Source organism: Ruminococcus sp. (genome assembly GCF_017549005.1).
Classification (GTDB): Bacteria; Bacillota; Clostridia; order Oscillospirales; family Ruminococcaceae; genus Ruminococcus.
Map to the genome: position 1 here is coordinate 13606 of NZ_JAFYYT010000055.1, position 15748 is coordinate 29353.

Here is a 15748-nt window from a genome sequence, read left to right on the forward strand (position 1 = left end):
ATATTCTTTGATGCTCATTGATCGGCGCATTTTGATCTGAGTTTTTTGCGTCGAATCCTGAACATAAATACTAAAATACTAATAAGGAGGAACCATTTATGGAAAACAAATGGAAAAAAGCTGCTGCATTTGCAATGTCATTAGCACTTGTAGCAGTAAATTCAGCAGGTTCATTGTCAAATTCCAACATGATCGTGGCAAAAGCCGCAGAAGCAACCGTGGAGTCAAGTGAAACAGCAGGAACTGTTTCCAAACAGGGAGAGGATGAGTCGTATTATGACGCAGAGACAGAAACTCTTCATCTTAAAGGCTATGTAAGAAACGGTGACAATCATACAGGCCTTATTTATCCTGACGGAATTGATGGTGCTGTCATGCATATTGTTGCTGACGAAGGAACAGTACTTCCTGTCGATTCAAGCTTTTTGTTCTATGAGAAAAGTATAGAAACAATTGATCTGAAAAATGCAGATACTTCCAATGTAACAGACATGTCACATATGTTTGCTGGTATGCTTAAAATAAAATACCTTGATCTCAGCGGTTGTGATACATCAAATGTAACGAATATGTCTGGTATGTTCAGTTCATGGTGGCATAGTGCTGACTATATTAATATCAGCGGATTGGATACATCAAAAGTCACAGATATGTCAGATATGTTCACTTTCAATGACGTAGGACCATTTGACCTGACAATTTTCGATACATCAAATGTAACTGATATGTCTAATATGTTTGGCTGGAGCGGTGCTGATGTACTTGATCTGAGCAGTTTTGATACTTCAAAGGTTACGGATATGTCCGATATGTTTTATGTAGCAAACCCTAAAACTATATATGTTGGTCCTGGCTGGACAACCGAATCTGCTATCGGTGCGGATATGTTTGGGGAATGCTATGATATCGTTGGCGGCGCAGGAACAGTATATGATCCTAACCAAACTGGCATAGAATACGCTCACGTAGACGGCGGTTCGGAAAATCCGGGATACCTGACATTTAAAGATCCCCAAAAGGACGAGTCATACTTTGACGCAGAAACAGGAACACTTCACCTTAAGGGCTATGTAAGAAACGGTGGGGAAGAGACAGGTCTCGCTCTGCCCGAGGGCGTTGAAGGAATAGATGTTATTAATATTGTTGCTGATGAAGGAACAGTACTTCCCGAGGATTGCAGATGGTTACTGTTAGGTCTTGACTCCGTCGAAACGATAGATCTGAAAAATGCAGATTCTTCCAATGTTACGGATATGTCATATATGTTTGGCAATACTAATCTGTATTTAGCATTGTATGAAGAGGATTATTTGCCTTACTCACATATAAAGTCTATTGACCTTATAGGAATGGATACAAGCAACGTAACTGATATGAGTTATATGTTTGCAGGCTGTTTGGAACTTGAATCTCTTGACCTGAGTAGCTTTGATACATCAAATGTTCAAAGTATGAAATATATGTTTTTGATTGACGCGGCTCTTAAATCTCTTGATCTCAGCAGCTTTGATACATCTTATGTTTCTGATATGAGTAATATGTTTGATTTATGTTTCGGTCTTGAACACATTGATATCAAAAGTTTTAATACAATGTACGTTAATGATTTCAGTGGGATGTTCAATGGCTGCAGATCTTTAACATCTCTTGATATAAGCAATTTTGATACGAGATGGGCAAAGGATATGAACCGTATGTTTACGGGATGCGAAGAGCTTTCAGATATCGATCTCAGCAGTTTTGTTACAAGACAAGTTACTGATATGAGTTATATGTTTTGTAATTGCGACAAGCTCAAATCGCTTGATATTAGTAACTTTGATACAGCATATGTTACTGACATGAGCAATATGTTTGGAGGTTGCAATTCTCTTGAAACAATAATAGTCGGTAATGGTTGGTCGACCGAGTCCGTCGAAGAAGCCTCTTATATGTTCTACCGTTGTGAAAAGCTTAAAGGCGGTGAAGGAACAGTATACGATGAAAAACATATTGACATAGAATACGCTCATGTTGATGGCGCCAATGATAATCCCGGATATTTCACTCCTATGGATACTAATGGTGACGAAACATATTATGATGCAGAGACAGAGACCCTTCACCTTAAAGGCAACGTCAGAAACAGCACTAATGGTACAGGCATTATTTATCCTGATGTAATTAATGGGGACATCAAGCATATTGTTGCTGATGAGGGAACAGTACTTCCTGTTGATTCCAACCATCTGTTCAGCCATACGAGCGCAGAAACGATTGATCTGAAAAATGCAGATACTTCCAATGTAACTGATATGTCTTATATGTTTGAATGGGGATATAGCATACAAGCTATTGATTTCACAAACTTTGATACTTCAAAAGTTACGAATATGGCAGGGATGTTCTCAAATTGGTATCATACTACACCTCCGATTGACATAAGTGGTTTTGATACAAGCAATGTTACGAATATGTCGGGTATGTTTTCAGCTTGTACCGCAGAGTCGTTTGATTTCAGTCATCTGGATACTTCAAGTGTTACTAATATGTCAGGTATGTTTATGTGGGGTGGCTATGATTCACTTGATCTGAATAACTTTGATACATCAAATGTAACTGATATGTCTAATATGTTTGGTTGGAATTATGGTATAGAAACTATTGATATCAGCAGCTTTGATACATCAAATGTTACTAATATGGATAGCATGTTCGCAGCATGTGGAAGGCTCACTACTGTATATGTAGGCCCAAACTGGACTACAGAAAATGTTGTCCTTACTCCATGGTTCCCTATGTTTACGGACTGCGAAAGTCTGATAGGCGGCGAAGGAACAAAGATTTCATCAGACCATGATATTGATTATGCCCATGCAGATGGCGGCAAGGAAAACCCAGGCTACTTTACTCTGAAAGAGAATAATAAAGACAAATCATATTTTGACGCAGAAACTGGAACACTTCACCTTAAGGGCGAAATAAGAGGTGCAGGTTACGATAAGGGTCTTGTACTTCCTGCCGGAGTAGATAGAAATAAAGTTAATCATATTATTGCTGAAGAGGGTACTGTTCTTCCGGAAGACTGCAGTTATTTCTGTATACGCATTCCAAATCTTGAAACAATAGATCTCCATAATGCTGATACTTCAAATGTTACGGATATGTCTTATATGTTTATGCCCGTTGACGACGAAAATTATGACATGAAAGAGATCAATATAAGCAATTTCGATACATCAAAGGTAACAAATATGAAGGGTATGTTCAAATGGTGCACTATGGCCAAAGCACCTGATTTCAGCAGCTTTGACACTTCAAATGTTACTGATATGTCTGAGATGTTTGCATACAGTACAATGATCAGGGAACTTGATCTCAGCAGCTTTGATACGTCCAATGTTACGGATATGTCTGGAATGTTTGCAAAATGCATTCTTCTTGAATCAATAGATGTAAGCAGTTTCAATACATCAAAGGTTACAGATATGTCTGAGATGTTTATGCTGACCCCTGTTGAATATCTTGATCTTAGTGGCTTTGATACGATCAATGTTACTGATATGTCGAATATGTTTTGTGGATCACATATCCGTTCAATTGATACAAATGGTTTCGATACAAGAAATGTGACTAATATGCAGGGAATGTTTTTCAATTCTTGCATTGAGTCGATAGATGTAAGTAAATTCGATACATCAAATGTTACTGATATGTCCGATATGTTCGATGCTTGTGGTCGTCTTGAATTACTTGACATGAGCAGTTTTGATACATCGAATGTAAAAAATATGGCGGGTATGTTTGCTGGATGCAATTCACTTGAAAAAATAACAGTCGGAGATGGCTGGTCAACTGAGTCGTTAGAAGAATCAGCTTGTATGTTTTCGGGCTGCGAAAAACTCAAGGGCGGTGCAGGAACAGTATATGATGAAAATCATACTGACGCAGAATATGCACGTATCGACGGCGGCAAATCCGCTCCCGGCTATTTTACATCTGTCAATGGTAACAGCGAAGAGGATACAACTATTGTTATAGTCATTCCTGAGGAAACAATGAATGTGATTTCATATCTGTATGATAGCATAAGTGATCCTACGATCAAAAACATTGCTTCTACAGCAAAGAACTTCCTTAGCAAGTATTTTTCTTTCAGAATAATATGATAGTTAATGATGGAATTGGGCTTAAATTAACCTCAAATTCCGTGCAAACGAAAAATAGTGCAATAAAATAGTATGTGATGAGACCGATTGCGAAAGCAGTCGGTCTTATCTGTATATTAGCAAATGATTATTTGACACTTACGAATATAGTCCATTGCAGGGACCATGACCGGTATAGAATAATAATTACTTTGAAAAAGGCAAGAGGCTTTACAATGTCATTCGCGTTATCAACAGAGTTGACTTTTATCGTGGACAGAGTTATAATATTTAGAGGATTTATATAAGGGAGAATGATTTTTATGAAAATGACAAGATTTATATCAGTAATTAGTGCGGCGGCAATATCCTTGTGCTGTATCTCAGTGAGCAGCGCTGCGGCAGCAGTATCGGCAAATAATGATATATCTGCGCTTTCTGCCAATAAGCAGGCAGGATATAACCCGTGCAATAAGCAGGATAACAAGGAAGTGCCCTATGACGGCTCAAAATGGTTACAGCCAAAAAAGTGGGGCTCAACAAAGGTTGATCCTAATAATTATAAGGGGAAAGCAAAGCTGTGGTTCGATAAAGTATCGATTACTGTTAATGATGCAAGAAGTATGGCTGATGCCGGTGAGGTTCAGCGTATATGCTTTCATGCGTCAGGTATACAGGATAAAGTATCGACAATGGAATTTCATATTTATTATGATGCAAGGCTGACTTCCCAAAAAATAGGACGCTCTCCAATATTAGCCGGAGGTGCGGCGGCTGATTTTTCACCTGTTACGACATTTATATAAGATGGAGCTATTAAGTGGTCAGCATGTGCGGAAGGTGATTACTCATATGACGGCGATCTGTTTTACATGGATTTTATTCTACCTAAGAACGCTAAGGTCGGCGATATTTATCCTATCGGTATTGAATATTATTATGACGGAGCATTTAGTGACATTTTTTATAATTATCACCAGGATGACGAGGGAAAGCTGCAGATGGCCCATGTTTTTACCAAAGGAATACAGAATGGGTATATTAAAATAGTAAAAGGCGGTGCGCTTGGCGATCCAAATGGTGACGGCGATATAAACGCCGTGGACGCTTCAAACATTCTTTCTGTTTACAGCAGGATATCCACCAAAAAGGCAGCGCTTACAGATACGGAGCGAGCATACTGTGATGTGAACAAGGACGGTTTCGTAGATGCAGTTGACGCTTCCAGAGTCCTTTCATACTATGCTTATATTTCTACGAATAAGGGTAAAAATAAACTTGACTTTGTGACATATGTGATGAATTCATAATAATGCGAACCGTCTATGTGGTCGGTACATGGCTTTTGATTCAACTGAACACGAAAAAAGGACTTCTCAAATGAGAAGTCCTTAATAATTTATATTACTTTTTCTTCTTTGACGGCTCTGTGTATTTGCCTGCCTTGAAGTCCTTGATAGTTTCCTCAGTGAGGTCGTTATCCATGCCGAGGATATAGAGGGAGTCGTTCATACGGTTCTTGAGTTCCTTTTCGTATGCCTTTTTGTCAGTAGTTTCGCCGTTGATTTTATAAACCACTTCTGCATTTTCGTTCTGTTTCATGGCATTTTCGCTGTCGCCGTAGGTGAATACCTGTGCAAGCTTGTAATTCGGCTCGAAGGTATAGATACTTCCTGCGGTATAGCTCGGACTGTCGACCTTTGAATAGATCTCCTTTGCCTTTTCGTCATAGCCGATAGTGCCCTCGGAGTTTCCGAAGCTTCCGATCGGAACAGGACAGCCGTTCCATGAGAACATCTGAACGTAAGGCGCATAGTGATAAGCTCCTGAAATGAAGAGCTCAGGGACGTCATCGCCGTTTATATCCATAAGCGAGAAGTGATTGTTGTCGTTTTCTTTTTTGGTTTTTAGGTAGTCGTTGAGGATAGCTGCAAAAGCGTCCTTCCAGTCGTCATATTCGCCGAGAGCCGCTTTTATAACGTCTTCGTCGAAGCTGTGATCCTCGCCGATATCCTTTGTAAAGCCCGAGAGGAAGTGATTATAGTCCTCGACGAATTTTTCCTCTGTAACGAATTCGCCGTCCTCCTTGACAGCCAGGTTTGAACGCTGGAACGAGCCAACATTGGCGAAAGCCTTGCCCTTGAGGCGGTAGAGCTGTATATTCATTACCTGTATATCGTCACGGGTCCTTGTGGTAGTGATAAGGCTCCTGTCCATTACATAATTGAGCATTTCGCACTCGGTAATGGGGTCAAACTGAGTATACAGACCATTGCTGATAGTTTTGATGAGGTAGGTCTTGTTACCGGGCTGACCATAGGAGATTACCAGCTCTGGTACCAGGTCGTCGTTGATATCATATACGGTAAAACGGGCTGTATCATCGTATTTGTCGGATTTTTTGAAGTCCTCGAGGGCTTCGCGGTAGACCTTTGACCAGTCGAGGTTTGCAACGGTGGTCATATCCTTGGTATCACCCATTACAGGCATTTCCGATGGATCAAGGTCGAGTACGGGGTCTGTAGGTGCAGGTTCGGTAGGTCCTGTAGTTTCGGAAGTACCGTTATTATCGTCGGTTGCGTCCGCAGAAGCAGTCACATCGGGAGATGTTGTGGTGTTATCGTTTGAGTTTCCGCTGTTTTTGCTTGTACAGCCGCAAAGCAGCGCAGTTATACAAAGTAAAGCTGTAAGCTTTTTCATGTTCTGACCTCCAATGAAGTTATAATAGATCGTAAGTATTATAACATAAAAAAAGGGATTTGTCACCACAATTATTGCGATTTTCGTTAATTTTTCACTTTTCTGAGCTGCTTATGATACATTTGTGATAGCATGATCGGACACGGCAAAATAAAATCCCCCGTACATCGCATACGGGGGAGAAAAAACTATATCATGTCTCTTGTGTGATCTCAGTGGTATTATCGAGTTCAAGCCCCGAAACAACGGCGCACAGTTTTCTTACAGTGCCGTTGTCGAACTCGATGGTAACGACGGTATCGCCGCCGAGGGGCAGGGTGTCGATCACAGTACCCCTGCCGAAAAGGCGGTGTATAACGCGGTCGCCTTTTTTGATCTCAGCATTTTCGGGCATAGCGTTTAACCCTGATCGTAATACACATTTGCCGCACCGATGCCTGTGTCAACATCGAGCTTGTACTTTCCGACCTTGCGATCGAAGTCCTCCTGCGGATTTGTAAGTCTGAATGTCATTTCGCCCACGCCGCCGTCAGCGTCGATGTCGCCGTTGATAGTGCCGATGAACTCAAACTCGCCAAGTCCCTGATCGGCGTCAATACCCCCGAGAACTCCGCTGATGTTAACATCTCCGGCACCGCCGTCGATCTTGAATTTGCCCTCACAGTTGATATCTGTGATATTTACTTCACCTGCGCCGCAGTTGAAATCGCCTGTGCTGCATTTGACATTTTTTAAGTTTACCTCGCCTGCGCCGCAGTCAATTTTCATCTTGTTGCAGAGGATATCGGAAACCGTTGTTTCACCGGTGCCAAGTTCAAGAATGAAGCTGTTGTACTCCTTTTTGGGGAGCAGAATAGTTACAGTCGTTTCATCATCTTCATTTTTCCAGAAATCCACAAGGTTGTGTAATTTTATCTTCTTTTTTGAGTGATATGTGCGGAAAGTTCCGTTTTTTACTTCGGCACCGAAGCCCTCGGGAACGTTTTTAGCGTCAACATATATATTGTTGTCCTCGCTCTGTTCGATAGAAAGGTCAGCCCAGTCTATCTCCATATTAAGTTCCTTAACGTCTGAAACGCTGAAGCTTTCGCTGTAGTCTGTAAGGTGGAGGCTCGACTTTGCGCCGAATGCCCTGAAAAGCGCATATCCAAGTATAAACAGGATAAGACCTGCAAGTATGCAGATGAGCCATACCCAGCTGCCGCTTTTTTTCTGAGGAGCTGTCTGAGCTCCCTGTGTTACTTCATTATTCTCATACATTTTCTTTCTCTCCTTTTTTGAAAAGACTCATTATCCAGTTCCAGAAGCGTTTTACTGCTCTTCCGCAGGCAGGTATCAGACTGCTGAATGCAGGTTTGCAGATGAGAAGAACGATACCTGTTACAACAAGACCTGCGCCTATGAACATGAGCGCAAGGAACGGCGACTCAAATATAGTAGCCAGACCGCCAATGATGAGGGCTATAGCAGCTACAGCCGCTGCAAATACCAGCGAGCATACGACTACTATAATTGTGAACAGCAGCGAGCAGATAACGATAAGTACGGGGAGCCATATGGGGAAGGTGAGTACGCCTATCAGTATCCTGAGCGCCCATGTGCCGCCCGATGTCTTTTTTACGGGCTGAGCTGCTGCATTATTGTTGAAGCTCTGTGCCCCTGTGTTCTGCGGAGGCATAACGGGAGCGGGATCAACGTGGATACCGCTTTCGCGGAGAATATTTACCGCAACATCTTCGGGCGAACCCATAGAAGCAGCAGTTTCCTCCTCCTTTCCGAAGCCTGCGTCGAGGAAGACCTCCTCATAATAAGTCAGGGCGTCGTTGATATCCTCTTTGGGAAGTCCGCCTTTCTCAAGGCTGTTCCTTAATCTTGTAAGAAATTCAAGCTTGTTCATTATTTTCAGCTCCCTCATTCAATAAAATACTGTCGATCTTTTTCTTATGGCTTCGCCATTCCTCGCGATATTCCTCAAGGGAATCGTTACCCTGGGAAGTGATACGGTAGTATCGTCTGTTCCTGCCCATAAACTCCTTGTCATATGTTTCAAGAAGCTCGTTTTTCTGCAATCGTCTGAGGACGGGGTAGAGGGTAGATTCGGAAATGTCCACAGCCTTACGCAGGTATTGGGTTATCTCGTAGCCGTAGGTGTCATTGTTCTGAACGATAGAGAGCACCATTGCGTCGAGAAGCCCTGCATTGATAGAAAAACCCATAGTGCAGCTCCTTTCCTAAAAGATATAATATTTTAGCGCTTGTAATATCTAAGCTCTGACAATATTATACGACGTATAATATTGTTTGTCAATACAATATTATGAAATTTAAGTAAGACTGTATATCTGCACAATACGACCCATGTGAACCTGTCTTCTTATTGTCAGAATATAACAAAAGAGCCCGCCTGAGCGGACTCTTTATACTTGATTATTCCTTTCATATCATTGGCAGATATTTTACTGAACAGTTCTGAATACTTCGGCAACATCAATAGGATCGGCATTCCGTTTTGTTATATTGCCGTTTGCGTCGCGTATGTATTCAACTCTATAGATAAGAGCTCTTTTGTTATTATTTGTATTCAGAAGATATACGCTTAAAGATGATATCTTTTCAACATCGTCGGCTTCAAGCTCTATAGGCACGCTTTTTGTTTCGGGGCACAAGAACACGCCGAAATCATAAGTCGTGTCGCTACCGTCAGTCTTCCTTAAAACGCCGTCTAACTGATATCTTCCGTTAACGTCATCGGGAAGTCCTATAGTAGATAACATCAGCCTTTCGTTGGCCGTGTCGCTGCTGTAATAGAGAGTTATCTCATCGCCCTCCCTTACAGTTTCACCTGCTGGTGGGGTCTGAGCTACTACTATATCATTTTCTTTGGAAGAGCGGACGGCTTCTGTAATGACCTTGAGACGTCTGTAGCCTGCCATTACGGTCGCGTCCTTAATGTTCATTCCTGCATAGTCTTTCATAGTGAATTCTTCCGCTGAATCTTCTTTGCTGACGTAAAGCGTTACCTCCGAGCCCTGAGGCATTCTTTCGCCTTCTGCTGGCTGTGAGCTGATAACGTAGTTCGGCTGTACCTTATTATCATAGGTCATTATCGGAAAGACCTCAAATCCACTATCAATGAGCAGCCTTTTTGCAAGCTCGAACTGCATACCTGCAACATGAGGGACTGTAACAAGTTCTTCATCAGCATTCTCGATGATATTTCTTATCGAATCCTTAATACTGTCTGATATTTCAAATACGGCTTCACAGCGATTGAAATAACAACATACAATGTTAAAGCTGTATATTTCCATCTTATATGCTGTTGATAATTCTTCACTAGCAAAATAAATAGTATATTCGGGCGGTTCCTGCAAATTCAGATTTTTTTTATCTAAATCAGTTGTGTATTGTTCTGTTTCCTGCCATTCAGCTGACCGCAGAATTTTTTTAATATTTTTGGCGCTGTCTTCGGATATTTCGTATGTTTCAGACGGTTTGGGGCTTTTTTCGACTAAAGTAAGTACGTTTCCAAACATAAATGGCATTTTATCGGGAGATATATTATCCTTGACGAATTCGTATTCTTCAAGGACAGATGAGAATAATCTGTCTGCGCTTTCTTTTCCGATATTATAGGATTTTTGGATTATTGTATTTCCGTCATCAGCGTTTGAAAAATGAACGTTTACCAAACCGTTGTCGTAGAACATGAAATCCAGTCTATAATTGGTGTCGTAGTCCTTATCAAGATCTATGAAGGAACAATCAATTAGTATATCTTTATCGTTTATGTAATCATTGGGATCAACTTCTTTCCAGTCAAACGAAACGTATGATTCGGCCAGTTTGGCAACGTTTGTACAAATCATTTCATACGTTTGAGTGTATATGTAGGTTAAAATGTCTGATTCAAGATATAAATGACAGCGTTTTACAGCGAACTCATGTTCTTCGTTCAGTATAGGATTGTAAACTTTTACGTATTCGTCAAAAGCATAATCAGAATCGATGAGAGGAGAATCCTTGCCGCTTTTTTCTGTAGGTTCCATATTATTAGTAGTATTATTATTTTCCGTGACTGATGTAAAACTGCTGTTATCAGTTACAGAAGCATCCAATGTTTTGTTTTTGTTCAGCAATGCCCAGCCGCCTGCTGTTCCGCCTGCAATTACGGCAAGCACAGCGGCAGCCGAAACAAATTTGTGCCAGAATGTTTTTTTGTATATCTCCACGCCTGATACTTCAATAACGGGAGTTTCATTACTTTCTTTGGTTCTTTCGTTGTATATCTTTCTGCTCATTGCAAACATCCTCTCCTTGTCACTTTCGGAGGCGGGGCAGCTGTCGGCAATTCTTCTTATATCAGCGTCGTCTGCATTTTCGAGTATTTCAAGATCAAATCCATTATCTTTCATACCTTTACCTCCTTACAGTGAAATGTTCATCTCGGTGAGCTTTTTCCTCAGCTTTACCAGAGCGCGGCTGCACCGCATACGGACAGCTTCGGGGGTCATGGACACTATCTCGGATATTTCCTTTGAGTTCCGCATGAAAAAATACTTCTGCATTATTATTACCGAATCGGGTTCTCCGAGGAGCTCCACACAGTGCAGGAGCTTTGAGCGCATATCCTTTTTATCCACTATTTCCTCGGTGTTGTCGGGAGCTTCAAGCTGTTTTGCCTCGTCGTCGTCAACAGAGAACGTACTTATCTTTTTATTAGTAAGCCTTCTGTACACATCGGATGCCTTTCTTCTTGCGACCGTGCCGATGAAGCCTGTGATATCGCCGCCCCACTCCCTGCTCTCGTCGTAGTATATGTAGATATCGGCAAATGAGTCGCTGACGCATTCTTCGATATCCTCGCGGCTTGCACAGCTGCGGAGCTTGCTGAAAACAATGGTATAAACGTAGTTGAAATATTCGCTGAAAAGAATACGCTGAGCCTGTTCCTTTGATTCAAGGGAAGTATTTCTGTATTCTTCATGTGTCATGGTCTCACCTTCTTATGTTAAAGCTTTTATAATGCATTGTATCGGCTTTCACTCTATCTATTCCCGTGACAGGAGAGAAGTGCAACGGGAAAGGATATATTTTTATGTTTTAATTAATCCCCCTGAAAAAGATACACACATATTATACTATTAAACAGCTTCAAAAGCAAGAAAAAAACAGCCGGTACAAGCGTACCGGCTGTTTAAAAGCGTTAAGTTGTTTCAAGCTGGGTAGCTGCTCCGATGAAAAGTGGAACATTGTTCTTGTCAACTATCATGTAGACGAAAGGTCTGTCGAGGTAGATGTAGACCTTTTTCTTTTCGATAGGAGCTGCCGCACCTTGGCCCATGATGACCGCTGTTGCAGCTGCTGCCTTTGTGCCCTTCTCGGTGACTTCTATCTTGGTCTTGTGGAGAACGTCGTCGATGTAGAGGGGCAGCGAATCAGGTACTGAAAGGTCGTTTATCTTTGAGAAGTCGGCGATATTTTCGTTGAATGCTGTTTTCATGCCGAGCTCAGGGAGAATTTCCTTGAGCGACTCGCCGTAATTGTACTTGAACTTTGGTATCATTACGTAAAGGTCTACAGTAGCGGGATCCTCGCACTCCTTGAGCCCCTTTGCAAGAGCCGTACCGTCAAGGTTCTTGATGTACTCGTTGAAATCAACGTCCTTGTGAGGAAGTATTCCCACGAAGCTGTAATCTCCGCCCATGTAAGGCTTCTTGAAAGCGTCAGCATTACCGAGGTCGAAGTACTGCCTCTCCATGCTGTCCATCTTCTTGATAGGCGTCTTTTCGCCGTCAAGACCTGTGAACTCGCCGTCAGTTGTATTAAGATACGGGCTTGCCCATTCAGCCTCGAAGTACAGGGTATTTATGAGCATCATCATGGAGTTGTCTTTGATGTTTGCAGGCGTGATAAGAGTAGGTATCATGCCCTTTGTGTTCTTATTTACCCAGCTGTTGACGTCTTTTACGATCTTATCGGGCACGAAGTCGCTCTTGTATATCTCCGCGTTGTAGAATTTCTTGTTTGCTTCAAGGAATTCGTCGTATACCTTGAAAGTCGGGTCGTCCTTGAACCATATTGAGTCTGCAAGATATATCTTTTTCTTCTCTTCATCGGGGAGATTGCTTATGTAGTAAGCCATGTACTCGTTCATTTCGTCCAGTGAAAGACCGTTTCCGAGCACCTTTTCCATTTCCTCGCGGGTCTGTCCGTCAGCTCCGTTAGCAGTCATTGAAAGGGCAGCTGAAATGGAAAGGGGAGAGATAAGCAGGTTCTTCACGCTGTCTTGCTTATATTCATAGCATTTTTTGAGCACATCAACGCCGAAATTCATTTCTGCGCCTGCAAATTTCTCGTCCGTGGCAACTCCCTCTGAAGACTGTACGCTTACGGTATTGTCAAGGCGGACGCTTCCGATATTTGAAGCTCCGTTGAAGGACTTGGAACTTCCGAGAGTGAAATCTACCACCTGTCTGAGGTCATTTTCATCTATGACGGTATCATAGTTTATGTCTGCATTTAGGAACTGGTCCTCGGAGAGCTTGTCCGAAAGGGTTCCTGCGATATACTTCTTATAGGTAAGGACGTCGAATGAGTCAACGATACCGTCATCGTTGATATCGCCGTAGAAATGCTCATTGGGGTCTTTTACGGAGATGATCTCGTCAACATCGAAAAACCTGTCTATGCTGCCGTAGCCCCAGTAGCCCACTTTTAAAAGATCATCATACTTCTGGGTAGAAGCAAATTTGATATTGACTCTCTGCTCGGGCACAAGATCCTTGACAAGCTCGTAGCTTGACGTATAATCGTCGGGATATACGCCTGTTGAACGCGAGTCGTGGAGCTCTATCTCCTTGAGGTCTTCATACATAAAGTAATTATTGCCCCTTGACGGGAGAATACTGATAGTTATACTATAGGGACGAGCATTGATACTGTAGATATATGCGTCAATGAACTCATATTCATACATACCTGTTTTTTCGTTATACGAGACCTTTATGAACTCGTTTTCTTCTTCTTCGGTCTCGGCTGAAACAGCAGGCGGAAAGACCGGCTTGATGCTGCCTGCAAATCCGAATACAAGGGCAGCGCTCATTATTCCTGCTGCTATACGTTTGATTTTTGTCATATCACCCATAATAAAAAACTCCTCTCATGTCATATCGCGGATATAGCTATCCGTGCTTTCAGTATAACACTGTAAACAGGATTTGTCAATAAAGAATGGGGATTTTCACTAATATAAATTTGAATCGGATGATTTTTTTGTGGATTTATTGGCCGCAAAATTTAAGGGCGGCAAAGCCGCCCTAACTAATGACTATTCACTAATAACCGGTCACTCTTATTCGTGATAGTAAGAATCAATATTGAAGTACTCCTCCATAGTGAGGCCGCTGTTGTGTATAGCGTATGAAAGGTCTGTACCGACATAGCGAACGTGCCATGATTCATACTGATAGCCTGTTATGCTCTCCTTGCCCTGTGGGTAGCGGAGAATGAAGCCGTACTCGTGACAGTGGTCAGCCAGCCATTTAGCCTCTCTGGTATTATCAAATGAGCTGTCTATCTGATTCACGTCGATGGCAAGTCCCGACTGGTGCTCGGAGTATCCGGGACGTGCTGAATATCTGTCAGCTTCAGCCTGTCCGTCGCGTGCAACGTAGTTGTTGTATATCTGAGCCTGATAGTCGTATGAACGGAAGCCCGAAGCAAAATAAATGTAGAGTCCCTTCTTTGAAGCGTCGCTTGTCATCTTGTAGAACTGGTTCTCACAAGTGGGGTCAAGTCCCGGAGCAAAATCAGCTGGGAGACTGTATGACTTGTTTGCTATAAGAGCGCCCTGTATGTATGTTATTCCCGCAATGTCATGCTTTGCAGGTGCAGGAGCGTAGTCAGGGTCCTCAGGTGAGGGAGCCTCTGTCTTTATTACGTCCTCGGCAGGAGCTTCACCGCCTGCGGCAACAGCTTCGCCTGTTGTGGCATTTTCGGCAGCAGCGGTCGTCTCTTCTGCAGCAGTAGTCTCTTCCTCAGAAGCAGCTTCAGTGGTGATTTCTTCGGTTTCCTGAGCAATCTCTGTTAATGCCTCTGTTGTAACGGCAGCAGTAGTTGCTGCTTCTGTCGGCGACGTAAACTTCCTGCGTGAGGAAGCGGTTCCGTCATCGGTCTTTCCGCAGGCTGTGCAAGAGAGCGCAGCTGCGATTGCTAATGTAATAAGTATACTTCTTTTCATTTTTAAATCCTCCTTATGCGGATAGCGTTTTCTGTAAAAAACAATCGTGACAGGTCAGACGAGTGTTACATAAAAAACATTAATTTTATATTTTGACTTAATATGCTGCCTGCACTCCTATTTTATCACATTTAGTCGGATATTGCAAGTCCGGTTAAAAATCCGTGAATATTGACATAAAAATGCTTGTGTGCTATAATATACCCAAAAATTAGAGGAGATACTGCAATGGATGGACTTATCATAAAGCACAATGAACTGAGCGCAGAGGAATTTATAGAGCTGTGGGAAACTGTATGGGGACAAGGTCCGTCCTTGGAGCAGACAAGACTTGCTATGGAAAACACCCTGTTCAGGGTATCTGTCTCTGACGGGGAAAGGATAGTGGCTATGGCGCGTGTTATCGGCGACAAGGGGCTTGATTACTATATCAAGGACGTTATTGTCCGTCCCGAATATCAGGGCAGGGGAATCGGACGTATGCTCATTGAAGAACTGCTGAAATATATAGATGATAACGGCGTCAGCGGTACGGATATCTTTGTGGAGCTCTGTGCTGTTCCCGACAAGATACCTTTCTATGAGAAATTCGGCTTTGATTTTAACGAAGCAAAGCGCCTGAAAATGTATCACCATGTAAAATAAGAACTGCCCCGAAGCACTGCTTCGGGGCATAATT

At 42.3% G+C, this 15748-nt stretch carries 13 protein-coding genes; 4 read left to right on the forward strand and 9 right to left on the reverse strand.

Annotated elements, in window-relative coordinates:
• Positions 1–98: 98 nt before the first annotated feature.
• The 3 genes from IKW96_RS13615 (at position 99) to IKW96_RS13625 (ending at position 5437) form a co-directional block, all read left to right on the forward strand.
• Positions 99–4148 (forward strand): BspA family leucine-rich repeat surface protein, encoded by a 4050-nt coding sequence (locus IKW96_RS13615; RefSeq protein WP_296576035.1) that lies wholly within the window; start codon positions 99–101, stop codon positions 4146–4148.
• A 302-nt stretch (positions 4149–4450) separates the two neighbouring features.
• Complete coding sequence (locus IKW96_RS13620) at positions 4451–4933, forward strand: hypothetical protein (protein WP_296576039.1); 483 nt, start codon at positions 4451–4453, stop codon at positions 4931–4933.
• A 66-nt stretch (positions 4934–4999) separates the two neighbouring features.
• Positions 5000–5437 (forward strand): dockerin type I domain-containing protein, encoded by a 438-nt coding sequence (locus IKW96_RS13625; RefSeq protein ID WP_296576043.1) that lies wholly within the window; start codon positions 5000–5002, stop codon positions 5435–5437.
• A gap of 94 nt (positions 5438–5531) precedes the next feature.
• On the opposite strand, the gene IKW96_RS13630 is transcribed toward IKW96_RS13625, so the two are convergent.
• From IKW96_RS13630 to IKW96_RS13670, 9 genes are all read right to left on the reverse strand, one after another.
• Positions 5532–6827: a hypothetical protein gene (locus IKW96_RS13630; RefSeq protein ID WP_296576046.1), complete on the reverse strand. Its 1296-nt coding sequence runs from the start codon at positions 6825–6827 to the stop codon at positions 5532–5534.
• A gap of 193 nt (positions 6828–7020) precedes the next feature.
• Complete coding sequence (locus tag IKW96_RS13635; protein WP_296576049.1) at positions 7021–7221, reverse strand: hypothetical protein; 201 nt, start codon at positions 7219–7221, stop codon at positions 7021–7023.
• Between the two features lie 5 nt (positions 7222–7226).
• Positions 7227–8087 (reverse strand): DUF4097 family beta strand repeat-containing protein, encoded by an 861-nt coding sequence (locus IKW96_RS13640; RefSeq protein ID WP_296576052.1) that lies wholly within the window; start codon positions 8085–8087, stop codon positions 7227–7229.
• The gene (locus IKW96_RS13645; RefSeq protein WP_296576055.1) at positions 8080–8724 is read right to left on the reverse strand and encodes a DUF1700 domain-containing protein; all 645 of its coding nucleotides are present in this window, start codon (positions 8722–8724) and stop codon (positions 8080–8082) included. Before IKW96_RS13645 ends, IKW96_RS13640 begins: the two co-directional genes overlap by 8 nt.
• The gene (locus IKW96_RS13650; RefSeq protein ID WP_296576057.1) at positions 8711–9043 is read right to left on the reverse strand and encodes a PadR family transcriptional regulator; all 333 of its coding nucleotides are present in this window, start codon (positions 9041–9043) and stop codon (positions 8711–8713) included. The genes IKW96_RS13645 and IKW96_RS13650 overlap by 14 nt, the downstream gene beginning before the upstream one ends.
• A gap of 240 nt (positions 9044–9283) precedes the next feature.
• Positions 9284–11242 carry a PASTA domain-containing protein gene (locus tag IKW96_RS13655; protein WP_296576059.1) on the reverse strand — a complete coding sequence of 653 codons (1959 nt, stop codon included), beginning with the start codon at positions 11240–11242 and terminating at the stop codon, positions 9284–9286.
• A gap of 12 nt (positions 11243–11254) precedes the next feature.
• Entirely contained in the window at positions 11255–11821 is a 567-nt protein-coding gene (locus tag IKW96_RS13660; RefSeq protein ID WP_296576062.1) for a sigma-70 family RNA polymerase sigma factor, read from the reverse strand.
• A 212-nt stretch (positions 11822–12033) separates the two neighbouring features.
• Complete coding sequence (locus IKW96_RS13665) at positions 12034–13974, reverse strand: serpin family protein (RefSeq protein ID WP_296576064.1); 1941 nt, start codon at positions 13972–13974, stop codon at positions 12034–12036.
• A gap of 207 nt (positions 13975–14181) precedes the next feature.
• Positions 14182–15069: a M15 family metallopeptidase gene (locus tag IKW96_RS13670; protein ID WP_296576068.1), complete on the reverse strand. Its 888-nt coding sequence runs from the start codon at positions 15067–15069 to the stop codon at positions 14182–14184.
• Positions 15070–15297: 228 nt separating this feature from the next.
• Here IKW96_RS13670 and IKW96_RS13675 point away from each other — a divergent pair, with 228 nt between their 5' ends.
• Complete coding sequence (locus tag IKW96_RS13675; protein WP_296576071.1) at positions 15298–15714, forward strand: GNAT family N-acetyltransferase; 417 nt, start codon at positions 15298–15300, stop codon at positions 15712–15714.
• Positions 15715–15748 lie beyond the last annotated feature (34 nt).